25 protein-coding genes and 2 tRNA genes are annotated in these 24010 nt (G+C 43.0%); 8 read left to right on the forward strand and 19 right to left on the reverse strand.

The features are described 5' to 3' along the window. Positions 1-70: 70 nt before the first annotated feature. Positions 71-1678, forward strand: a complete 1608-nt coding sequence (locus AAEY88_RS06690; RefSeq protein WP_350560721.1) for an inorganic phosphate transporter — start codon at positions 71-73, stop codon at positions 1676-1678. Between the two features lie 132 nt (positions 1679-1810). On the opposite strand, the gene AAEY88_RS06695 is transcribed toward AAEY88_RS06690, so the two are convergent. Beyond that, on the reverse strand, positions 1811-3454 hold the full coding sequence (locus AAEY88_RS06695; RefSeq protein WP_350560723.1) for an aminotransferase class I/II-fold pyridoxal phosphate-dependent enzyme: 1644 nt from the start codon (positions 3452-3454) through the stop codon (positions 1811-1813). 492 nt (positions 3455-3946) lie between these two features. Between AAEY88_RS06695 and msrB the strand changes: the two genes are divergently transcribed. The 5 genes from msrB to AAEY88_RS06720 all read left to right on the forward strand — a co-directional run bounded on the left by msrB (position 3947) and on the right by AAEY88_RS06720 (position 6926). Beyond that, positions 3947-4372, forward strand: coding sequence for a peptide-methionine (R)-S-oxide reductase MsrB (gene msrB / locus AAEY88_RS06700; protein WP_350560725.1), 426 nt, complete (start codon positions 3947-3949; stop codon positions 4370-4372). A 121-nt stretch (positions 4373-4493) separates the two neighbouring features. Then, a complete protein-coding gene (locus AAEY88_RS06705; protein ID WP_350560727.1) occupies positions 4494-4982 on the forward strand; it encodes a glutathione peroxidase in 489 nt (162 codons plus the stop codon). Positions 4983-5362: 380 nt separating this feature from the next. Next, positions 5363-5438: transfer RNA gene (locus tag AAEY88_RS06710), tRNA-Val, on the forward strand. Between the two features lie 41 nt (positions 5439-5479). After that, a tRNA-Asp gene (locus AAEY88_RS06715) sits at positions 5480-5556 on the forward strand. 173 nt (positions 5557-5729) lie between these two features. Then, positions 5730-6926: a leucine-rich repeat domain-containing protein gene (locus AAEY88_RS06720; RefSeq protein ID WP_350560729.1), complete on the forward strand. Its 1197-nt coding sequence runs from the start codon at positions 5730-5732 to the stop codon at positions 6924-6926. A gap of 244 nt (positions 6927-7170) precedes the next feature. Here AAEY88_RS06720 and AAEY88_RS06725 read toward each other — a convergent pair whose 3' ends face one another. After that, a complete protein-coding gene (locus AAEY88_RS06725) occupies positions 7171-7560 on the reverse strand; it encodes a DUF6122 family protein (RefSeq protein ID WP_350560731.1) in 390 nt (129 codons plus the stop codon). An 82-nt stretch (positions 7561-7642) separates the two neighbouring features. Next, on the reverse strand, positions 7643-7777 hold the full coding sequence (locus tag AAEY88_RS06730) for a hypothetical protein (RefSeq protein ID WP_350560733.1): 135 nt from the start codon (positions 7775-7777) through the stop codon (positions 7643-7645). Positions 7778-7943: 166 nt separating this feature from the next. On the opposite strand from AAEY88_RS06730, the gene AAEY88_RS06735 reads away from it, so the two are divergent. Continuing rightward, positions 7944-8306: a hypothetical protein gene (locus AAEY88_RS06735; RefSeq protein WP_350560735.1), complete on the forward strand. Its 363-nt coding sequence runs from the start codon at positions 7944-7946 to the stop codon at positions 8304-8306. A gap of 102 nt (positions 8307-8408) precedes the next feature. On the opposite strand, the gene AAEY88_RS06740 is transcribed toward AAEY88_RS06735, so the two are convergent. From AAEY88_RS06740 to AAEY88_RS06815, 16 genes are all read right to left on the reverse strand, one after another. After that, entirely contained in the window at positions 8409-9701 is a 1293-nt protein-coding gene (locus AAEY88_RS06740) for a hypothetical protein (RefSeq protein WP_350560737.1), read from the reverse strand. A gap of 91 nt (positions 9702-9792) precedes the next feature. Beyond that, positions 9793-10662 carry a twin-arginine translocase subunit TatC gene (tatC, locus tag AAEY88_RS06745; RefSeq protein ID WP_350560739.1) on the reverse strand — a complete coding sequence of 290 codons (870 nt, stop codon included), beginning with the start codon at positions 10660-10662 and terminating at the stop codon, positions 9793-9795. Then, on the reverse strand, positions 10659-11015 hold the full coding sequence (gene tatB, locus AAEY88_RS06750) for a Sec-independent protein translocase protein TatB (protein ID WP_350560741.1): 357 nt from the start codon (positions 11013-11015) through the stop codon (positions 10659-10661). The genes tatC and tatB overlap by 4 nt, the downstream gene beginning before the upstream one ends. A gap of 59 nt (positions 11016-11074) precedes the next feature. Beyond that, positions 11075-11353, reverse strand: a complete 279-nt coding sequence (gene tatA / locus AAEY88_RS06755) for a Sec-independent protein translocase subunit TatA (RefSeq protein WP_350560743.1) — start codon at positions 11351-11353, stop codon at positions 11075-11077. 84 nt (positions 11354-11437) lie between these two features. Continuing rightward, complete coding sequence (locus AAEY88_RS06760; RefSeq protein WP_350560745.1) at positions 11438-14362, reverse strand: copper-translocating P-type ATPase; 2925 nt, start codon at positions 14360-14362, stop codon at positions 11438-11440. 147 nt (positions 14363-14509) lie between these two features. Further along, positions 14510-14785, reverse strand: coding sequence for a DUF5676 family membrane protein (locus AAEY88_RS06765; RefSeq protein ID WP_350560747.1), 276 nt, complete (start codon positions 14783-14785; stop codon positions 14510-14512). Positions 14786-14900: 115 nt separating this feature from the next. Beyond that, positions 14901-15554, reverse strand: a complete 654-nt coding sequence (locus tag AAEY88_RS06770) for an isoprenylcysteine carboxylmethyltransferase family protein (protein ID WP_350560749.1) — start codon at positions 15552-15554, stop codon at positions 14901-14903. Positions 15555-15696: 142 nt separating this feature from the next. Continuing rightward, entirely contained in the window at positions 15697-15843 is a 147-nt protein-coding gene (locus AAEY88_RS06775; RefSeq protein ID WP_350560751.1) for a hypothetical protein, read from the reverse strand. A 29-nt stretch (positions 15844-15872) separates the two neighbouring features. After that, positions 15873-17216, reverse strand: coding sequence for an APC family permease (locus AAEY88_RS06780; protein ID WP_350560753.1), 1344 nt, complete (start codon positions 17214-17216; stop codon positions 15873-15875). A gap of 166 nt (positions 17217-17382) precedes the next feature. Further along, on the reverse strand, positions 17383-17868 hold the full coding sequence (locus AAEY88_RS06785; RefSeq protein WP_350560755.1) for a DUF305 domain-containing protein: 486 nt from the start codon (positions 17866-17868) through the stop codon (positions 17383-17385). Positions 17869-17895: 27 nt separating this feature from the next. Further along, a complete protein-coding gene (locus AAEY88_RS06790) occupies positions 17896-18855 on the reverse strand; it encodes a copper resistance protein B (RefSeq protein ID WP_350560757.1) in 960 nt (319 codons plus the stop codon). Between the two features lie 27 nt (positions 18856-18882). Further along, on the reverse strand, positions 18883-20580 hold the full coding sequence (locus AAEY88_RS06795) for a copper resistance system multicopper oxidase (protein ID WP_350560759.1): 1698 nt from the start codon (positions 20578-20580) through the stop codon (positions 18883-18885). Between the two features lie 123 nt (positions 20581-20703). Further along, the gene (locus AAEY88_RS06800) at positions 20704-21342 is read right to left on the reverse strand and encodes a DUF411 domain-containing protein (protein ID WP_350560761.1); all 639 of its coding nucleotides are present in this window, start codon (positions 21340-21342) and stop codon (positions 20704-20706) included. 138 nt (positions 21343-21480) lie between these two features. After that, on the reverse strand, positions 21481-22077 hold the full coding sequence (locus AAEY88_RS06805) for a cytochrome c (RefSeq protein WP_350560763.1): 597 nt from the start codon (positions 22075-22077) through the stop codon (positions 21481-21483). A gap of 95 nt (positions 22078-22172) precedes the next feature. Next, positions 22173-22445 (reverse strand): hypothetical protein, encoded by a 273-nt coding sequence (locus AAEY88_RS06810; protein WP_350560765.1) that lies wholly within the window; start codon positions 22443-22445, stop codon positions 22173-22175. Between the two features lie 149 nt (positions 22446-22594). Continuing rightward, positions 22595-22921 (reverse strand): hypothetical protein, encoded by a 327-nt coding sequence (locus tag AAEY88_RS06815; protein ID WP_350560767.1) that lies wholly within the window; start codon positions 22919-22921, stop codon positions 22595-22597. A gap of 336 nt (positions 22922-23257) precedes the next feature. Here AAEY88_RS06815 and AAEY88_RS06820 point away from each other — a divergent pair, with 336 nt between their 5' ends. Next, the gene (locus tag AAEY88_RS06820; RefSeq protein ID WP_350560769.1) at positions 23258-24010 is read left to right on the forward strand and encodes a heavy metal response regulator transcription factor; all 753 of its coding nucleotides are present in this window, start codon (positions 23258-23260) and stop codon (positions 24008-24010) included.

The raw sequence follows: 24010 nt of genomic DNA on the forward strand, positions 1-24010 counted from the left end.
ATCGCGTGAGTAGCAGCAACGTTATCAATCGCAAGTATCTTCAATCAGCTTACGCAGGGCGTATCAATTTATGGGTATTAGCAGCAGTTCTACAGAGCCGACCAAACAAGTGGGCACTATGAGAATCAATCTATTTTTTGCCATTCTACTGATTGGGATGACCGGCTATTTTTTATGGTGGGGACTTGACTACACCATGCATCAGCAGACCTTATTATTTGTTATTGCTACCGCTTTTGGTATCTTTATGGCATTTAATATTGGTGGTAATGATGTCGCCAATTCGTTTGGTACCTCAGTAGGTGCCGGTACTTTGACCATCCCGCAAGCACTGGGTGTGGCGGCGATATTTGAAGTATCAGGGGCAGTATTGGCTGGCGGTGAAGTTACTGATACCATTCGCAAAGGTATCGTTGATTTGGACGGTTTATCCGTCTCGCCCAATCAATTTATTTATGTGATGCTCTCCGCTTTGATTGCGGCGGCATTTTGGCTATTGTTTGCTACTCGTAAAGGTTTGCCGGTGTCTACGACTCACGCCATCATTGGCGGTGTGATAGGTAGCTCTATTGTCCTTGGCTATGATTTAGGCGGCAGCGCCATGGCATTTTCGACGGTCAATTGGGCGACCATTGGTCAAATTGCCATGTCATGGGTATTATCGCCCCTGTTAGGGGGATTATTAGCATATTTGCTCTATGGACAAATCAAGAAAAATATTATTGATTATAATGATAAGACCGAAGCACATATTGCTGAGCTAAAAACAGATAAGAAAGCACTAAAAGAAAGTCACAAAGAGTTCTTCGATAAGCTGTCAGAGTCAGAACAGCTGTCATATACCTCAGCGATGCTACGCGATCAAGACATCTATAAAGATGAAGATTGTACACTTGAGGATCTTGAAACTGACTATTATCAAAATCTCTATACGATTGATCGAGAGCGTACTGGCCTCGATACTTTAAAGGCACTAAAAAAATGGGTACCTATTATTGCCGCTATGGGCGGGGTTGTTATGACCTCGTTAGTGGTCTTTAAAGGACTCAAAAACGTCAATAGCAATCTTACTACCTTGCATGGCTTCTTATTTATGGGCATGGTAGGGGCGTTGGTTTGGCTTGCTACTTTTATCTATACCAAAAGTATCCGCGGTAAGCATAAAGAAGATCTCACCAAAGCCACCTTTATTATGTTTAGCTGGATGCAGGTATTTACGGCATCAGCATTTGCGTTCAGCCATGGCTCGAACGACATTGCCAATGCGGTTGGTCCTTTTGCCGCCATTATGGATGTGATTCGTAATAACGAAATAGCTTCACAGGCCGCTGTACCTCCAGCAGTAATGTTGACCTTTGGCGTAGCGCTTATCGTCGGTCTTTGGTTCATTGGTAAAGAAGTCATTCAGACGGTTGGTACTAACTTGGCAAAGATGCACCCAGCGTCTGGTTTTTCAGCCGAGTTGGCAGCAGCTGCCGTGGTAATGGGCGCATCGACTATGGGTCTACCCGTATCAAGTACCCATACCTTAGTAGGGGCGGTACTCGGTATTGGTATCGTTAATAAAGATACCAATTGGGCATTGATGAAGCCTATTGGGCTGGCATGGATAATCACCTTGCCTGTTGCCGCCACACTATCAGCGCTTAGCTATGTAATATTAAAACAAATTTTTTAAATAATTGTTTGAATCGTTAAAAGTGCCTCGATTCGACTTTCAACGATAAAGTAATCCATATTAGCAAATAGCATGAAAAAGCGCTTATCAGCATGATGCCGATAAGCGCTTTTTTGTGTTTGGGTTTAAGGTTTAATCGGTACCAAATTGCTGGCGTTTCTTCGCAAAGAAGCGATCTAAGTGATCCATCGCATCTTCCAAATCATGTAAATTAGGTAGGAATACCACGCGGAAATGATCGGGTGCATCCCAGTTAAAGCCGGTACCTTGGACCATTAAGACTTTTTCTTCAAGCAACAGATCCATCATAAATTGCATGTCATCTTTGATAGGATAAACGGCTGGATCCATTTTTGGGAAACAATAAAACGCACCTTGGGGCATGGTACAAGAAATCCCCTTAATCGCATTAAGACGAGAGATAGCCAACTCACGCTGCTTATACAGACGGCCTTTCTCTGAGGTCAGATCTCGCATACTTTGATAGCCGCCCATTGCCGTTTGGATTGCATATTGTCCCGGTACGTTAGAGCATAGGCGCATGGAGGCAAGCATATCTAAGCCTTCAATAAAGTCTGTAGCATGATGTTTTTTGCCTGATACCATCATCCAGCCAGCACGAAATCCAGCGATACGATGCGACTTTGATAGACCATTATATGATAGGACGAGTACATCGTCAGTTAAGGTGCTCATGGGTGTGTGCACTGCATTATCATAAAGTACGCGATCATAAATCTCATCAGCCATAATAATCAAATCATGCTGTATAGCAACTTCTATGATTTGCTGAAGAATATCGTCTGAGTACAGTGCGCCTGTGGGATTATTAGGGTTAATGACCACGATACCCTTGGTTTTACTGGTAATTTTGGATTTGATATCTTCAATATCAGGGTGCCAATTGTCCTCTTCATTACAGCGATAATGTACCGCTGTCCCACCTGCAAGGTTGGTCGCTGCTGTCCATAATGGATAGTCTGGCATGGGAATTAATATCTCATCACCATCATTCATCAATGCTTGCATGGTCATGACAATTAGCTCAGAGACCCCGTTGCCTAAATAGACATCCCGCACATCTACCGCAGACAGTAAGCCTTTTGATTGATAATATTGTAATACCGCTTTACGCGCTGCAAAAATACCTTGTGAGTCTGAATAACCAATGGCTTCAGGCAAGTTCATGGCCACGTCACGTAAGATCTCGTGCGGCGCCTCAAAACCAAAAGGTGCTGGGTTGCCGATATTGAGCTTCAAGATACGCTGACCTTCTGCTTCCATTTTATTAGCAGTTTGTAATAAGGGACCACGAATGTCATAGCACACGTTTTTTAATTTGTCGGATTTTTTCAATGAACTCATAGTTTTACCATCCATAGTATTATTTTGTGAGTTTGCACGGTCATCAGTTACTGTTACTGGGCTATTAGGTTGTGTGTCTGTTAGCAACGCGCCAGTGGCATTTTTACTTGTCGAATTGCTATTGGTGTTCAGATCAGTATCAATATTGATACTGCTATTGAGGTTGATATCAGTATGGTGGTCGCCGCGTAATAAATAGCCTTCGGTACAGCCTAAGAGGCGCGCTAGGGTCGGTAGCTTTGATGAGACGATACCATTAGTGCCACGTTCCCAATTAGAGATAGCACCACGGCTGACTTTTGCACCGGCTTCTGTCATCGCTTGTGCTAATTGCTCAGCGGTCAGTCCTTTATCGCGGCGCAGCTGTACTAGACGTTCCGCTTGTTTCTGTTTGCTCTGATCATTATCCATAATTATCTAAGCCTTTTATTTAATAAGTCTATTCTTAATAGCTAAGTACCGAATAAGCAGACTATATTCACCACCTAATGCAAGATATTATTGCATTAGGTGGTCAAATGCAAGTATTTTTTGACATCTATTTTGCAAGTTATTCTTGCATTCAATATAGTGCTATAAGGTTCTTCTAATTAGCTTTAATATTAACTTATAGGTTGTCTTCAAAGGCTATTTAGCTATTAAACACATCTTGTTTCACCACGTGTAGGTTTGGTAAAAATCAGCGTCTATTCATTGCATAGATAGGGACAGTTGCTATATCTTACTTATCTATCATGCGGTACAACGCTATTAGTAAATACCGGTAGTGGCTCTTGACTATTGGCTTATGACCAACAGATAAAGGGCATCGCTATCGTAAATTATTAACGATGAAATCGTAAACTGGTAGTGATAAAACCGTCATAGCAGATCAGATAATAAATAACCAAATAAGGATAAATCATGCAAGACAGCCAACTTAATAAAGAAGAAATTGCCCAATTAACAGATGCTGATTGGAAACAACGTCTGAGCGCCGATGAATATCATGTGATGCGTGAGAAAGGTACGGAACGTCCATTTACTGGTGTTTATAACGATACTGAAGATAAAGGTGTCTATCGCTGTAAAGGCTGCGGCGCTAATTTATTTGACTCAGCTAGCAAGTTTGATGCCAGTTGCGGTTGGCCGAGCTTCGATCAAGGTATTGATAACAGTGCTATTGATGAGCACGTCGATAATTCATTGGGCATGAGCCGTACGGAAGTGACATGTAGTAACTGTGGCGCACATTTAGGCCACGTATTCCCTGATGGGCCTCGTGAGACTACTGGTATGCGCTATTGCATCAATTCAGTATCTATTGATTTAGATAAAGAAAAGAAATAATCAGAAAATGATAATCGACAGCTAGTAGGGTAGTTAATCACATTTATTCTATTAGCTGCTGGTGTCTGTCAAACCCATTTAAATAAGTCGCCAACATAATTCATTATCTTAAGGATATCTGATGAGTACTATCTACGATTTTAGTGCCGAGCGTATGGACGGCACGTCACAAGCGTTTACTGACTATCAAGATCAGGTATTGCTGATCGTTAACACCGCCAGTAAATGTGGTTTTACGCCGCAGTTTGAAGGTTTAGAAGCACTATATCAACAATACAAAGATCAAGGTCTAGTGGTCATTGGCTTCCCTTGTAACCAGTTCGGTAGCCAAGATCCTGGTAGCAACGATGAGATTGGCGCGTTTTGTCAAAAGAATTATGGTGTGACTTTCCCAATGATGTCTAAAGTAGATGTCAATGGTGCTGATGCCCATCCAATCTTTGACTGGCTAAAAGAACAAAAAGGTGGGATGTTAACAGATGGTATTAAATGGAACTTTACTAAATTTCTAATTGGTAGTGATGGGCAAGTCCTCGATCGCTATGCGCCAACGACTAAGCCCGATGCAATTAAGGCTGATATTGAACAAGCACTAGCTCATAATAAGTAATAAGTTAGTCAGGTTATGCATTTAATATAAAAATATAAAGTCAGTAAAAACAACTGCTTGTCAGAATTAATAGCAAATAGCCTTAAAATAAGCTATAAAAGACCAGAAAATATTTGACAGGCAGGTGTAAATGTATATAATACACACCCACAGCAAGGGGCTTTAATTAGTTCTACGTTGTTAGAAATTCTCTTTAAGAGATTTGGATTATTGGCTAGAGAATGACTCCTTTGGTTGATGAAGCTCTAGAAAATTCTATTTAAAGAATTTTCTCTTGCGAAGCTAGAAAAGCAGTGCTTTTTTACACGCTTTAAGAAATCTTATTTAAAAGATTTCTCTTGCGAAGCTAAAATTGCAGTACAATTTTTTAACGCTTCTCAGGGTGATTAGCTCAGTTGGTAGAGCGTCTGCCTTACACGCAGAATGTCGGCGGTTCGAACCCGTCATCACCCACCACTCTTTTAGCGAAGTGGAAAAAGACGCTAAAAACGACCTAAGCAGCGGTAGTTCAGTTGGTTAGAATACCGGCCTGTCACGCCGGGGGTCGCGGGTTCGAGTCCCGTCCGCTGCGCCATATTTAAAACGAATTTAGACTTTCGAGTTTAAGCAAGTTTCGCCTCAAGTATTCATTTACTTGAGGTTTTTTTGTGTCTATAATTTTAAGTGTGTCATTGGTTTATAAGGGTTTAATTTTATATTGTACTAAAATATAAGAAATAGATTATTTTCTACCAAGGTAGTAAGATTATGACTCGAGATAATAACAAGAACTATCAAGAAGTTGCTAAAGCAAGTGCTTCGGGTGAAGTGCTAGCTATTGATGACAGTTGGATTGAGAAAATATGGGAATGGGCAGATAAATTTGAGTTGCTGGACTCTGAAGTCCCTCGTAATAAAGAAGTATTACTAGCCATAACCAAGCTAGAAATTTTAGAGCCTGATCTAGACGAACAGCACTCTAGAGATGTCTATAGAATGGACTATATACCTGATGAACTCACTTATCTTGCCAATCTTGTAGAAATAAATATTAGTGGTATCCATTCGAGTCATTTATCGCAGAATATAGGCCAACTCACTAATCTGACCAAACTTTCTATTAGCCATTCTAACCTTATAGCATTACCTGATAGTATCGGACAACTCAGTCACCTTACTGAACTCTTTATTGATGAAAGTCAACTTAAAGAACTGCCTGACAGTATCGGTCAACTTACCAACCTCAATAAGCTTTTTATTAGTCGCTGTCAGCTTAGATACTTACCCCACAACCTTGGGCAACTCAGCAGCCTTACAATACTTGATCTTGTGCATTGTAAGCTTAGAGAGCTGCCTAACAGTATTGGTCAACTCCACAAACTTGTTAAGCTCTTTATTAGCTATTGTGAGCTCAAACATCTGCCGGATAGCATGGGTCAACTCGCTAATCTTACTCAGCTCGATCTTATTCACTGTGAACTTAAATATTTGCCAGATAGCATTGGTCAGCTTATTAACTTAAATAAGCTTTATATTAATCATTGTGAGCTGAAAGAATTACCGAATAGCATTGGACAACTCAGTAACCTAACTGAGCTTTTTATTAGCCATTGTAAGCTTAAAGAGCTACCTGATAGTATCGGAGAACTCACTAATCTTACTAGGCTTGATCTTATCCACTGTGACCTCAGAGAGTTACCGGATAGTATTGGGAAACTGACCAACCTAATTGAACTTAATCTTATTAATTGTGAGCTGAGATATTTGCCTGAAAGTATTAGTCAGCTTACCAACCTAACTAAGGTTAACCTTACTGACTGTCAGCTTGAAGATTTACCTGACAATCTTACACAGCTCACTAATTTAGAATGGATTAATCTTAATGGAAACCCATTTGTTAATCTGTCTTCGAAGGTGATAGAGCATTTATATACTATAGATATAGTATGTGGCTGGGAGAAATAGTCGTACAGCTGATGGTACATTGCAATATATTTTGTTCAGTTTCAAAAAATACTGACCAACGCTGTCCGCGCTTTCTTCTTATAAACTCTCTCGAACTTATATTTACGTAGTCATTCAGACCTAAGTGTTGCAATTGCTACGCTATACCGGTGGCTACTGGTCTTCCATTATGCTTAATATGCCTCACTTCCCATTTTCTAAAGCTGCACTCATATACGAAATTTTTAGTGTCAGCACCTACTCTTTAACTCCGAATATTGCTACCCAACCACGCTACCAGCTCACGAGCAGCAGCCTCACTCAAACACTGTGGGCAATCAAGGTAAGTCATTACGCAGTCATTTAAATCAGTCAACATATGCAGTAATAATCCCAAACCAATTACCTTATAGGGCTTCGGTAAAAACAACATGCCCGCATACACTGCCATCGCATAATAAGTATGTAACGGATGAAAATTAATACTACAGCGATTGGGCGAAAAAATAGGCGTTGCTAGCAGATGATCTAAATCTACTAGCATGGTTGCGAGTAAGATCAAATATACTCGTTTATAGTCATTACGAAAAAACGTGTAGGCGATAATCAACGGCATACCAAAATGTAGAAAATAATGGGTAACAGTTTGAATCATCGCTTTTCCGATTTAAGAGGGTGTTTTAGAAAGTGTGCTAAGAGTAGCATACAAGCAAAAGCATATAATTACACCTGAAACACTAGCGCGAAACCACCCCTAATATACGGAAATTAGTCATCTGACTCTGATAAATACGCGCAGCAAGTAGCAGGCTACTCTGCCGTTGGGAGACGCCAGCAAACGGTGCCTCGGTCTGATAACGACGCTTGGACAAACATGGAATTGTCTTTATTGTTATAGATGTTTGTGGAGGAATTATGACTCTTGTCAGCCAATCGCGCCGAGCAGTGCCGTCAGCTGTGCTTACCTTGATGGTATGGAGCGTCAGTTTCTTTCTCCATTTTTTTTGGGAGATGGCATAGGTACCGTTTTTCTCCGGCATGGCCGAAGCGAGCCACTGGGATGTGGTCTGGCTTTGTACGCGCGCGACCGTCGGTGATGTCAATATTGCTCTTGGCGCCTACGCGCTAGTGGCACTGTTTGTAAAAGATTGGTTCTGGATTACACAGCCATGGCGTTTGCCGACTTTATCGGTATACCTTAGCGTCGGCCTGATTATGACAATAATCTTTGAGTACTGGGCAACTGGAGCTGGACAGAGGTGGAATTATAGTAATCTTATGCCTGAGATTCCGTTTCTGGGCATAGGTACGTTGCCGCTCGCTCAGTGGGTGGTCGTTCCGATGGTATTGATCTATGTCGTCAAATGGATGTTTCTGGGTTGGCAGGTCTCCAAGCAATAGAAGAGAGACAGCAGTTTTCTTTCATCCAGAGTGTAAACCGTTATGGACATCAGAACATTTAGCGAACTGATTGAATGAGCATGGCATTAATCTCGCCTACAATCACACTTGGAAAACTGGCGCAAATCCACCTCCTGGCGTACGGAAGTTGGTCGTCTGACCCTGATAAACACGCGCAGCAGGTAACAGCAGTTGTCCACCATACGTATAAAGACGTATGTCTACCTTCCTTGTTGTCACAGTGTCGTCAATTCTCAGTGATCGCTCTGTTGCAGGAACAAAGGTCTGTGCAATATAATCCTCATCCAGAATGTTTTCAAAAACGCGTCGAGTGAGCTTGCTGCCGCGGTAGACGCCTTTGCTTCCATAGCCAGCAACTGGCTTAAAGAATAGCTGTCGCCGAGTACGCCACAACTCTGCTGCGTCGTCTTTTGAAACCATCTGAGTCTTTGGTACAGACCTTTCAAGACGCCCTGCTGCAGCCTCATTCAGTCCCCAAGCGCGTAGCGTCTGCGGATCGGATAGCAAAGTCAGGTTTTGCTTGTTAGCCAAAATAGCATGTACGCGGGGATTGGGTGTCACCACCACAGCGCCTTCCAGATACGCACGCTTAAGCAGTACATGGTCAGGTTCTTCAAATGCGAAGTCGACCAGCCGATTATAAATCATATCGATTTTCTGGCCATGGGCTGTTAGCGTACCATCAACATATTCGAGCTCAGAAGGATCGAGTATCACGGTATCAATACCCCTAGCTTGGAGCAGTTGACGTGCTAACTGGAACTCCAAAAACATGAACTGATTCTTAGGGTCATTATCCACGATGGCTATTCGGTTGGGCATAGCAACAGCGGACTGTCGTTGCCATTCCTGTTTGAACATATCAAGCACCGCTTCCTCAAAACTATCCAGCATCTGATTGGTTGCAGCGCTTTGTTCGGAAGGGTTACAACAGCGTTTTTGCGCGCGGGCGAGCAGCACGTTCAGGAACGCGCCGCCGGCATTGGTATTGACCTCGATGAGCTGGGGGCCATCGCTACCCAAGTGAAAGTCATAGCCCATGAGAGCCCCTATTGGACCCGGATCGAAAGCAGCGATTTCTGGTGCCCACGATAGCACTTGCTCTTGATACGACGACAGTTCGGCAGCCAATTCGATTGCTTCGACGATTCGTTCCATCATCGCTATCTCTGTTTTGGGAACAAACACTGGTGTTGCTGAAAAAATATTATTAAGCTCGTCTGCTTCTATTGGCTCATTTTCAGTTTCCGCTAATTGATCTTGAAGGCTTGTATTGAGCGCTTTACGATTGAGAGTAATGCAATAGCACTCTTGATTAAGTCTATTTGCGAGACCGTCATTCGTTTTTTCGTTGTTGCTGGTTAGGTGTTCCATTTAAATCCCGTCGCTAAGTAGAGTACTCACGCTGACATACCCTAGTAAACAGTAAAAAATAAAAGAGATATTTTGCATGTTTAAGGTGATGCTAGTTACTTTCTGAAGTTTCACTTCCTGAGTCTAGAAGGGTACTTCTTTCCTCTTTGATTACTATTTTTGCTAAGAATAAACCCAGCTCAAACAATAGCCACATAGGAATTGCCAGCAACAGCATTGATACGCCATCAGGCGGTGTGACTACCGCTGCGACTACAAAACAGCCGACAATGATATAACGACGCTTATCTTCTAAGCTCTGAGTAGAAACGATTCCAATCATTATTAGTAGTAAGGTGACCACTGGAATTTCAAAAGTCAGTCCAAATACCATAAATAACTTTAGGGCAAAGTTTAGATAGCTGTCAATATCGGTCATTGGTATGACGTTTTGCGGAGCAAACATGATAAAAAATTTTAATACGCCTTTGAGTACGACAAAGTAGGCAAAAGCAATACCCGCATAAAATAGAAAAATAGAAGATAGCAGTACTGGAATAGCAATTTTTTTCTCTTTCTTATATAAGCCAGCCGCCACAAACGACCAAATTTGATACAAAATATAAGGCATTGCTAAAAAGGCAGCGACAAAGACCGCTAAGCGAATGGGTGCCATAAAGTTTGACGTTATGTCGGTGGCAATCATGGTTGAATTGACAGGTAACTGCGCCACCAATGGGTCTGATAAGAAGTTATAGAGCTCACGTGAAAAACCTGCCAATGCCAAGAATATAATTAAAACGGCTACGCATATTTTGATTAGATGCGTACGCAGCTCGATTAAATGTTCAGTGATGGGCAGGTCGCCAAGAGTATCTAACGTATTACTAGATTCGTCACTATGAGCAGTGTTTGTCGTCGTATTAAGCTCTGTATCAGCTATCTTTTCTTGTTGGATTTTTTGCTGTTTAAATAGACTCATTTATCTGCCTCCTGTTTAGTTAGCGAGGAGGAGGTATTCGGCTGATGTGAAGCGTCTACGCTTTGATTCTGTGACTCTTCAAATTTTTGCATACTACCGCGCATTTCTGCTATTTCACGCTTCATATCCGTCTCAGTCTGACGGATTTTTGCAAGCTCATTTTGCATTTGTTGGCGGGTCTCAGCCAGATCAAGCTCAGCCTCTATTTCAGACTGTAGAGTGGAGACCATGCGACGTATTTTGGCATACCATTGTCCAGCCGTACGCGCAGCCTGCGGCAGTTTCTCCGGGCCCAATACGATCAAGGCAATGACGCCAAACAAGAGTAACTCGGAAAACCCGATATCAAACATAACTGTCAAATATATTTATTAATATGCTATTGAGTGTCGCCATCTATATGCGGCACGCTTTATACTTTGCGCTTATCATCAGTTGTGACAGGGTCGATTTCTATATCATCAACCTGAGTACCAGCCTGTGTATTTAAATCGGTATCTGAAGTACTATTTTCATAGTCAAGCACACGATTCTTGCGAGCGTGCTCGGTTTCTTCATCTTTGACCGCTTCTTTAAAACCTTTCACCGCGCCGCCTAAGTCCTTACCCGCATTTTTGAGCTTAGCGGTGCCAAATACGACCACCACTACCACCAATAAAATCAGCCAATGTGTAATCGAAAAACTGCCCATAACATTATCCTTATATTTTGAGGTTTTGATTAATGAGACCAGTATTTATAACAGCGCTATAAAAATACTTTTATAGCGCTAAAATTAAAGCTTCAAACGACGCAATCGCAGCGCATTCCCAATAACCGATACCGAAGAGAGACTCATAGCAGCGGCCGCTATCATTGGACTGAGCAACAGCCCAAAGAATGGATAGAGCACGCCTGCCGCAAGCGGTATACCAAGCGCATTATAGAAGAATGCAAAGAACAGATTTTGCCTAATGTTGCGCATGGTTGAATGGCTCAGTTTATGCGCTCTGACGATTCCCATCAGATCACCTTTTACTAGGGTGATACTTGCACTCTCCATGGCCACATCCGTGCCAGTACCCATTGCAATACCGACATCAGCCTGTGCAAGGGCGGGCGCATCATTGATACCATCACCCGCCATAGCTACGACTTTGCCGCTGCTTTGTAGCTCTTTGATAATACGGTTCTTGTCCTCAGGGGAGACATCTGCGTGCACGTCGTCAATATTAAGTTTGCTAGCAACTGCTCTAGCGGTTATTTCGTTGTCACCTGTCAGCATAACCACCCGCAGTCCAGCCTTGTGCAGTAGTGATATTGCTTCGCTGGTACTCGGCTTGATGGGATCAGCGACTGAAATTAGACCAGCGGCTTGCCCATCTACGGCGACAAACATCACGGTTTCGCCATCTTTTCTGCGTTTGTCAGCGCGTTCCGAAAGCGCACTGTCAAAACTATCAAGGCGCTTCATGAATTTTGAGTTGCCTACCGCGACTTGCTTGCCATTAACCAGTGCCTGCGCGCCTTCACCTGTGGTTGAGCTAAAATCGCTTGCTTTGACCATATCGAGAGATTTTGCCTTTGCAGCATTGACGATAGCTTCTGCTAAAGGATGCTCGCTGGCAGTCTCTACCGCTGCAACGAGGATAAGCAGTTCATTCTCATCTAAGCCGCCAAGCGCTTCGATTGCGGTGAGTTCTGGCTTACCTGCGGTCAAGGTGCCTGTTTTGTCGACAACGATAGTATCGACTTTTTCCATACTCTCTAATGCTTCAGCGTTTTTGATAAGCACACCGTTCTGCGCACCTTTACCCGTGCCAACCATGATTGACATCGGCGTGGCCAGTCCCAGCGCACAGGGGCAAGCGATAATTAAAACCGCGATAGCATTGACCAATGCAAAAGCCATCGCTGGCGCAGGTCCGAATACCGCCCAAACGATAAAAGTGATGACTGAGCAAATAAGGACAATTGGCACGAACCAGCCCGCTACTTTATCAACGAGTTTCTGTATGGGCGCACGGCTACGTTGGGCTTCGGCAACCATCTTGACGATCTTGGACAATACTGTATCATCACCGACGTCGACCGCTTCAACCAACAGTGTTCCCGTACCGTTCACTGTGCCGCCGGTGACCGTATCGCCTGCTATTTTTGAAACAGGCAGTGGTTCACCAGTTACCATCGATTCATCGATGTTGCTATTACCCTCAAGTACCGTGCCATCTACAGGGAGTTTTTCTCCGGGTTTAACTCGCAGTCTATCGCCACTGATTACTTCGTCAAGTGACACTTCTGTTTCGACACCGTTCTTATCTACACGCCTTGCCGTTGGCGGGGCTAGTTCGAGTAGGGCACGAATCGCGCCAGAGGTCTGACTTCTGGCTTTCAGCTCTAAAACCTGACCCAATAGCACTAGCGTCGTAATAACCGCTGCTGCTTCATAGTAAACCCCGACTTGGCCAGTAGCGCCTCTGAAGCTGTCTGGAAAAATGTTAGGAAGAAAGGTGGCTACCAGACTGAAACCAAAAGCCGTACCTACGCCTACCGCAATCAAGGTAAACATGTTCAAGTTTCGACTTTTTATGGATTGCCATCCACGGACAAAGAAAGGCGCTGCGCCCCAAAGCACAACTGGGGTTGCAAGCGCTAGCTGAATCCATTGTGCAATCTGCCCAGAGGTATCGCCCTGAATAAGGCTGTCTAAATTTATACCTACCATGTCGCTCATGGCGTACAAAAACAGCGGTATGGTTAGCACAGTACAAATCCAAAAACGCCGCGTCATATCATCGAGCTCTGAAGTGTCTTCCTCACCAGCAGTGGCCATTTCTGATTCAAGTGCCATGCCGCATATTGGGCAACCACTATTCTCCACATCTCTGACTTCTGGATGCATTGGGCAGGTGTAAACGGTTCCGCTATAACCAGCGGGTACCTTATCGTACTTACCGCCTTTTACCGATTTTAACTCTGTATTCGACGTGCTGTGGTTATTGCTATGGCAGCTTGCATGACTGTCTTCTGTTTCAGCCATCTCGGCAACCGACTCTTCAGGTTTGAGGAACATATTACATAGGGGGCAGCGACTACCTTCAACATCTCTGACTTCAGGATGCATAGGACAGATATAAACGGTTCCGCTATAACCGTCTGGTACTTTGTCGTACTTGCCACCTTTTACCGATTTTAACTCTGTATTCGACGTACTGTGGTTATGACTATGGCAGTTTGCATTACTGTCTTCTGTTTCAGCCATCTCGGCAACCGACTCTTCGGGTTTGAGGAACATATTACATAGAGGACAGCGGCTGTCTTCAATATCTCTGACCTCGGGATGCATGGGACAGATATAAACGGTTCCGCTATAACCGTCTGGTACTTTGTCGTACTTGCCACCGCTTACAGACTTTGCCTCTGTATTTGAAGCGCTATCGTTATCACCATGGCAGCTTGTATGATCCTCTTTTGTGTCTTTATCAGTGGTCTCATCATTAGAGTTTTCAGGTTTGAGTGACATGCCACATATCGGACAGCCACTATCTTCAACGTCTCTGACTTCAGGATGCATAGGACAGGTATAAACCGTACCACTGTAGTTAATCGGCACTTTATCGTAAGTGGTATTCTTATTAGGTTCTGCGACCGTATTCACTGTATCGTCGCAGCAATCATGGTCTTCGTTCTCCGAAGTATTATTGGTCGTATCGTGTTTCATGATTATATTCCCGTTATTTATTATAATGATAGCTTAGGATTAGTTGCCAATTTTAATACTCTACAAGACTAATACATCGTTCCTTATTCTAAGTATAACTGACTTACCTGCGACCAAAGTTAAACGACCACGACCACAATGCACTTATCATGCTTTGGCAAACCAGCGATACAACGGCACAAACACAATCGCAAAATACCACCCATAAAGATAGGATTCGACAAGCCCGATTAGAAACCCTGACCATGTCAACCATTCAAAACCCGGTAGCAACGGTGCCCAAGCTTCATGCATACTTATCTGTTCGGGTGCAAGTAAACCAAAACCTATGCACAAAAGATAGCTTATGAGCAGAAACAAAGACAGGCTATTACCCACTGGAGCAATTCTGAGCACATTCACTGTTGACTTTAATTCGTTCATCTTGACACTCCTTAATAGCTGTGCAAAACATACTCTATGCAAGCTCACCGATAGTTTAATTATCCGCTTGAACTCTAAATATTTATGTGAGTTAACGCTTTACGCTAAGCTAACATTACTTTTTGACTTGTGAGGCGACAGCAAGCTGACGCCAACGTCCCCATCGAGGAATGAACATCGGCACTCGCCGTTTATAGGCAAGGTAGTCTTCGCCAAATGTTTCGAGCATATGCTGTTCCTCACGACGAGCTAGCCATGTATACACTAGTATAATCACTGGAAATAGGACGATTGAGAATAGCGTTGGCCAATGCACGACACCTTCCCCAAACAGCGCAATAAACAGCCCAGTGTACTGGGGATGTCGCACGTAGGCATAAAGCCCTTCAGTCATTAGGCTATTTTCGCCTCGTGCTTTATGGACTTGGCGCCAACCTTGAGCAAAAAGACCCACTCCTAAAAATGCAATAGCATAGCCAAATAGCATTGAGATCATCATGCCCGTCTCACCTAGACCAACAAGGGTTGACCATAAACTGGCACTAACATACTCGCTGTCCAGCCCAAAAAAACGAACTAACAAATAAATGGTGAGTGGAAAGCCATACATTTCTGCGTACAGCGCGATAATAAAAGCCTGAACGACACCAGCTCCAGCCCATTCACGCCAGTTGTTCGGAGCAAAATAACGATAGAAGAACCAGGAAATCAAAACAATAACAATTAGTGCGAGACCCCATGCTCCTGCATGATTAAATGATTCATTCATGGCTTACTTTCCCTGTTTTCTTTGTGCGTATCATACTGCATGAAATCACTCCTTGAAGACGGTGAGTAGAGGTTTAGACTCTGCACAACTGGTACTCGAACACCGTTTTTCTATTGCCAAATTTAGTTATTTAGTATCATGTTTAATCTGGTTTGCGCAGATATTTGAGAAGCGCCATAACTACCCATATGATCACAGCAAGAAATAGTAGCGCAAAAAACAAGCAGATAATCATCATTCCCCAGCCCATGCCCTGCATCATTGTTCCATTCATCATACCGTTCATCATAGTATTTTCCCTGAGTAATAGTATTAGTATTAATGGTGGTGTGCCAATGCATCTTTTTCGATAGCCTTTCTCCTCGCTGACGACTTGAGGTAAATCAGCTCAGCTGCAGCAATCATTACAATGGTGACAATTGCCACACCAATTACAAATGGATCTGAATTCAGCTTGATCCATACAAAGCCGCCAAGAACCAAGAGGTCAAGAAGTATTGCCACTGCCGGTACCCATATTACCGCTTTTATGTCTTGACGAAGGTATCGCAGAACGCCCCAATGAATGGCAGTATCCATGATTAGATAAAAAACAATCCCAAGCGCTGCAATCCGTGACAGATCAAACAATGTCGTGAAAGCCAATCCCAGCACTACGGTGTAAACGAGCGTGTGCTTCTGGATGCTTCCCGGCATTCCAAAATGGCGATGGGGTACCAGCTTCATTTCAGTTAACATGGCAAGCATACGAGAGACTGCAAAGATACTGGCAAGGAGTCCACCCGCAGTAGCTATCATCGCGATTGCCACCGTGAACCACAGACCATAGTCGCCGAGCGCTGGGCGTGCAGCGGCAGCCAGAGAGTAATCCTGAGTTTCAATAATTTCGGCAAGAGATAGATTGCTTGCTACAGCGAAACCCACAAGTGTATAAATCACTACGCAGATTGCAATCGAAATAACGATAGCCCGGCCAACATTACGATGTGGATCTTTTACCTCTGAGCCACTATTGGCTATCGTGGTAAAGCCCTTAAATGCCAGTATACCTAGCGCCGTTGCGCCAAGAAAGTTACCGACAGTACTCGTGTCTCCCAATGTGGAAGAATCAATCGCAAGACTATCGGCCAGCCATACACCTACCAACCCAAAGACGAGAATACCAACAATTTTTAGAATACCGATAAACGATGCGACCCCTTGGATCCAACGATTACTGAGTAGGTTAATCAGGAATGCAGCAAGAATAAGCGCTGCGCCAAGGACAGACACCATACGGCCACTGTCATCGCCGCCGAACAGCTGCATAGTGTATGATCCAAACGTCCGAGCCAAAAAGCTCTGCGCAATAACCATGGAAAAATACATTAAGAGTGCATTAAATCCCGTTGGCAAACGATCTCCGTATGCCTGATGCAGGTACATCGCAACACCACCAGCTGACGGGTAAGCATTAGAGATTTTAATATAGGAATAGGCACTGAAAGAAACAACGATTGCAGCAGCCAAAAAAGCCAAGGGGAAAAGTGAACCTGTCATCTGAGCCATCTGTCCAGTCAGCGCAAAAATACCGGCGCCAATCATGACACCGGTACCGAGCATAACTGTCCCTGATAATGTCAAGCTATCTTTCTGATAGCGAGTATCTCTGTTTTGCTCCATGCTTATTCAGCCTTCTATCGCTTTTTTCATTAATGAGATTTTAAATCTGCGGTGAAAAATAGCTTTTAATAAAAAGACCTGTATGGGTAGGCGTGCCACTTGATAGACAAGTAATTTTTGTATTTAGAGCACCTCTACAAACCTTATAATCGTGTAATCTAACTCATTATTTTAGCTCATCAATCAGTTGCTGCATCTCGCCAATTTCACGCTTTTGTGCTTCTATAATGCCATCGGCTAATTCTTGTACCCGTGGGTCTTCAATATCAGCACGCTCACTGGTTAAAATAGCAATCGAATGATGCGGTATCATGGCTTGCATCCAATCGACCTGATCGACGGTCGCTTGTGACCTGACACCCCAAAGTCCGACGGCAAACAGCACCACACTTACCCCATAAACCAGTAGATTAATCTTGGTTTTTTTATACATGTTAGTCATAAAGGCCAGCATAATTATAGCCATGCCTGCGCCCATATATAGCGCCATATAGGCTCTGGTCTCACTAAAATAAACATGATCCCATTGATAGGTATTAAAATACATCATGATGAACATCACGACAGTAGACGTTACAATCATCAAGGTGAACTTTAGATAAGGATTCATCTGCTTTTGATGATTCATATTACTTTGATTAGAAGTATTCATAATATGCCACCTTTAAGTTTGATAATGTTAAAACCAGAATTTCATACCCGCTGTCAAACTACTGCTATCGACAGATTCACTTGCTTGACGCCGTTGATCACGAGCGTCTCCGAGAGCCGTCTCATAACTCAAGCCAACATAAGGAGCCAGTTGGCGATTTAAGGTTTCGTAAGTGAGTCTAACTTCAGTATCTAAATCATTAAAGCCCTTGCTAATATGGTCGTCAATATCATCTTTACTAAATGCAGTCAGACCCACCTCTGGTATGACTACCCAATGCTGATTTAAACGCCATTCGTATTCTGCTCCAAGATCAAGCCTAATTTGACCGTCAGTATATAAATATGCTCTAGCATCCGTTTCTATAAAGTAAGGCATGGTACCCACAATGCCCGCCATGATGGCGGGTTTATCATTTTTGGTATCATAAGCAACACCGGCTTGACCATTCCAAAAAATGCTTAGCGGCTTCCAATAAGACAGTGATGTCAGGCTGTCGATCTCTTTATCCTCTTTGGTTTGGATATTGCCTTCACTACGTAAAAAAAGACGACTACCATCTGTACCATACCAAGCTTCTGTCTCATAATTAATCTGATCGTCATCAAACTGATAGCCTAAATCAGATACTGAAACGCCCCATAGTGGTAAGCTACCCATCATCATAGGTTTACCATAACGCCCGTAGGGGACACCGTTTGAGTAATCAGGACTTCGAGCATCTGGTGGGGCCTCGCCACCTTGCATACCAGACATATCCATCTCTGACATATCCATGCTGCTATGATCCATACCCGACATGTCCATCTCTGACATATCCATACTGCTGTGATCCATGCCCGACATGTCCATGCCTGACATATCCATGCCTGACATGTCCACGTCTTTCATAACTACGGATGGGTCAGCGGCATTAGCAAATGATGACGCTAGTAATACTAATGATGATACCCCAATGAATTGTAGACCTATTTTACGTATTCTCATCTTATTTCTCACATATCAAAGACTGACTTAAACAACGGCAACTTCTCTAAACATACCGGCTTCCATGTGATACAGCAGATGACAGTGCCATGCCCATCTGCCAGCCTCTCCTGTGACATCAAAGCTTATCTTTTGTGCGGGTTGCACCACAATGGTGTGCTTGCGTACCTGAAACTCACCTGAAGGCATGCGCAAGTCACTCCACATACCATGCAAATGCATGGGGTGATTCATCATAGTGTCATTGACTAAGGTGACGCGCACTCGCTCACCTGGCTTGATATTAACAGGAGCGGCATCCTTAAACATGACCCCGTCTAACGCCCAAATGTAACGCTCCATATTACCGGTGAGATGTATCTCAATCTCTCTAGTCGGTTTACGTTGCTCAGCGAATACTGCCTCATCGACAGAACGCAATTGACTATAGGTTAGTACGTCTCTATTGATTTTTCGCAGGTTTATGCCCGGATCATCAAGGTTAATACGCGGGCTATCTACGCGCATATCGCTCTTGAAATCGTATTCTGTTTTGGCATGACGGGCATCATAGCCATTTGTGCCCATTGCCCCCATCATATCTGCCATCGTTAGCCATTCAATCTCATCCATAGCAGGCGTTTCAGAACGAGCATTTTCGGAAGTGGCAAGCCTAGCAGAGACATAGCCTGAACGGTCTATATTCTGTGCGAATATGGTATGAGCGTCTTTGGTTGGGGTGACGATGACATCATAAGTCTCGGCAACACCAATGCGAAAATCATCAATATCAACGGGAGCAACATCATTACCATCCGTTGCAACTACTTTCATTTTGAGACCGGGTATTCGCACATCAAATATGGTTTGCGCTGAGCCATTAATAAAGCGTAGTTTAACCGGCTGTCCCGCTTTAACAATCTGTGCCCAGTTGGCTGCTGTTGTTTTACCATTCATAAGGTAGGTAAAGGTATTCTCGCCCGATAAGTCAGTGAAATCAGTGGGCATCATGCGCATCTTATTCCACATTTTACGCTCATCAAAAGCAGTTTTTATATCCGTCTTAGCAATGTCTGAAAGTAGCTTTTTAAAGTCCGGCAGATGATAGTTATCGAAGTCTGCTCGCTGTTTTAGCAATTTCAGCAAATTATGTGGATCACGGTGCGTCCAATCACTCAGTAAAATGACATGGTCTTCCGCTATAGGGTGGCGTTCCCGTCCTTTAGGCTCTATGACAATGGCGCCACGCATACCCGTTTGTTCTTGAAATCCAGTATGAGAGTGATACCAATAGGTGCCAGATTGTTTTAATTTAAATGTATAAGTAAAGGTGCTGTTTGCAGGAATGCCATCAAAACTAATGTTAGGGACACCATCCATCTCAAACGGTACTAATAGTCCATGCCAATGAATAGAAGTTGGCTCATCCATACGGTTATGGACACGTATCACGATTGTATCGCCCTCACGCATCTTTAACGTTGGTGCTGGCAGTGAGTCGTTGATGAGGGTCGCCATGCTCTTTTTGCCATTGACGATAACGGGCTGTTTACTGACGGTTAAGTCAAACTCATTGCCGGTTAACACAGGTACTTCATTCGATTTTTGATCGGTATTGACTGTAGCGTTCTGACCGCCTGATTTACCCAATGCACCACTGGCAATCGTAGGCAACATAGTCGCGCCCAATACTGCGGATGATCCGGCTAAGAAACGCCTGCGATTCAGTATATTTTTTTTATTCATAATGATGACCTAACTTAATCTATGAAATGGTGGTTAAGCTTATGTGTCTGATATTTCACTAGTACTCTAATAAATCATTAATACGTGAACTCAAACTCTATTCAAATCAAATCAAAACTAAAGCTATAGTTGCTGCTGGACGGACTCGATATCAGCATAAACTTCTGTGGTGCCGTCGTTATTAATCTGCATAACTTGATAAGGCATAAATTTGCCTTGATACTCCATACCCGGACTACCAACTGGCATACCAGGTACGGCAAGCCCAATCGCTTGTATAGGTGGATTTTCTAAGAACTGTGCCATATATTTTGCAGGAACATGACCTTCAAAGACATAACCATCGGTCGTGACTGTGGTATGACAAGAGCGCATTTGCTGTGGTACGCCATAACGATCTTTAAATAAAGACAGATCTTCAGGATGCTGCGTGGTTGCGCTTAGACCATTATCTTCTGCATGGCCTATCCACTCTTTACAACAGCCACAGTTTGGATCTTTATAGACCGTTGCGGAGACGTTTTTGAGTAACGCCGGCTGGGTGCTTGCGGGGGTCGTAATCGGTGCAACTTCAGCCTTTTGTACCGTTTGCGTAGCAGTAGAAGCTTCTTGCGGTGCTACTGTCTCTGAATCAGACGCACTAGTATTAGAAGGGCTACAAGCCGCTAGTGTTAACGACAGTGAAGATGTCACCACCAATAAAAGGACACGACCAGATAACCGGTTATGTCCGTTAGAAAATATGTTTTTATAGCGTCTCATAGAACTACTCCTAAACCTCTATTTTTGTCATTAACAATCTCAAAAATATTGCATTGCTCTGAAAGCTCAAAAACCTGATATACATGACCTTTAAAAGGGCAGTGACGTTCAGTATTGCACCTTTAAATCTAAAACTGGTTAATGCTGCATTCCAGATCCATCATTCGACATGTCCATCATGTCGTCATTAAGTGACATATCTAACATATCACTATCCAATCGAGTGGTGAGCATCGTGTATTGGTTTTCATCCAATTCAGGTAACGATCTTATAAAAGCCACCATCGCCCACATTCTATTGTCATCATGGGTTGCGCCCCATGCAGGCATTCCCGATGCCATGATACCGTGTTTAATCGCCCAAAAGCTTTGCTTTGCACCGTTCTCAGTTTGATAGCGCTCAACAACCTCAGCCTTGGTAAAATTAGGCGGATTAGGATATAAATACTCGCTAAAATCAGTTTTTTCAACCCCAGGAGACAAATGACAGCCTGCACACATATCTTTATAGTCTGCGCCGCCCGAGCTGATCATCTCTGCTTGTTCTAAATCTGGGACAGCGATATCTTTACTGGCACTTTCTATGGAACGATTGCGCGCGGTCTCCAAAAGTTTATACATCATTGGGTTATGCTCTTGGTCTGCTCCTATATTCACCATGCCACTGCTGACAACTGCGAAGCCCCCAACGATTGCTATAAATATGGTAAAGAGCACTCCCGATAAAAACTTCATCTATTTTCCTAAAAATTTATTTCCGTTAACTTTTCGCTATTATTTGAGAAATGCTGTCTTTTGACAGCGTTTATAATTTAACAGAGCTGAATCTCTTAGGACTCCTGTCCACTATTATTGTCACTAGTCACGCAGTGTTTTTGATGCATTTGTTTCATTTTACCCATATTAGCCATCATTGCTTTCATTGCTGGATCGTTCATATCCATCTTGCTGTGGTCCATTTTTCCCATCATATCCATATGTTTTTCCATCTTTTCACAGTTCATCTGATCCTTTTGCGCATGCATTTCTGGAGAATGTGCCATAGCAGAGGTTGAGACGACTAATGCGACAGCGGTTGCTATGATTGATTTAGATAACCACATAATTAATTCCTATTGATTGGATTAAAAGCTATTAAAGCTTAAGGCTATTTAAACTTAAGACTATTAAATCAGTTTAAATGATACCTTATTCATTCTGACTGGTAGATGACGCTAAGATTACAATGTTGTCATCTTAGCGTTTCTGTATTTTAATGTTGAACGTATTCATTTAATATGGCTTCAGCGTTCGTGTCACGATCGCGCCCATATTTATCTACAAAATACTCCTCAGATTGCAAATGTTGATCTTGATGCTGAATCTGACAGGCCACTCTGGCATCGACATAGCTTTTCATCTGGTTACTAGATACTTGTGCATCATTGTGATCTGCGTTTTTTGCAAAGCTAGTAACCGCATCACAATTATTGAGAACAGAGGCATCCAAGTTTGTAGTGTGCGCATTTGCAGCTGACATGCCGATTAGCACCGAAAAAGATAATAACGCGACATTTTTTAATGAACCATAACTTTTCATATCAAACCTTTTAGAAGATAAATAATTGGACATTTAAGCTGTATAACTACTGACAGCAACAACGCGTAGCAGCAATCCGCATCAAAGCAGAGCGACTATGTAGCGTTGGTTTAGAATACTAAATAAATACTGACAGCTGAATGACGGGGACATGACATGTTTGTTAGAAATAACACAACGTTGTCATTTTTCTACCATTAAGATCAGACATCAGGATATGTTCTTGTACAGAGGGCGCCGTTATAACAAAAGGCGTTTGATAAGTTTTATTGACGATAAGCTAATAACGCTGGTGATAGGCTATTGACAACTATAATAATATTAAGTGAAACGACTATGAAAGTGCTATTAGTAGAAGATGAATTGAAACTTGGAGAATACATCAAAAAAGGCTTAACCGAGGCTGGATTCATCGTTGATCATCATATGACAGGTCTAGATGGCTACCATGCGTTAATGACAGAAGAATTCAGTGTGGTGCTGATGGATGTGATGCTGCCTGACGTCAATGGTTTTGAGCTGGTACAGCGCTATCGAGCGGCTGGCAAGCATACACCGGTTTTATTTCTAACGGCCAAAGATGATTTAAGCGATCGAGTTAAAGGTATCGAAATTGGTGGTGATGATTATCTGACCAAGCCTTTTGCCTTTGCTGAGCTGATTGTAAGGATAAAAAGTCTGTTACGCCGTGCCAATCAAGCTGATTATAAAAGCTCTGTTATGCAAATGGCTGACCTAAAAATGGACATCGCCAAACGCACTGTACATAGAAAAGATACCGCCATTAAATTGACCGCAAAAGAGTTTGCTTTATTACAGTTTTTCTTAGAACGTCAAGGCGAGGTTCTACCGCGCTCTGTCATCGCCTCGCAAGTATGGGATATAAACTTTGATAGTGATACCAACGTTATTGACGTTGCTATACGGCGCTTACGGATGAAAATTGATGATGGGTTTGACCTAAAGCTGATTCATACCGTGCGCGGGATGGGCTATAAATTAGAGGCGCTAGATACTGGTACTGATAAAGATAGTACTGATAAAGATAGTACTGATAAAAATGGCATCGATAAAGATAACCTCAAATAA

Origin of the sequence: Psychrobacter sp. CAL346-MNA-CIBAN-0220 (assembly GCF_040309805.1) — a bacterium.
GTDB lineage: Bacteria > Pseudomonadota > Gammaproteobacteria > Pseudomonadales > Moraxellaceae > Psychrobacter.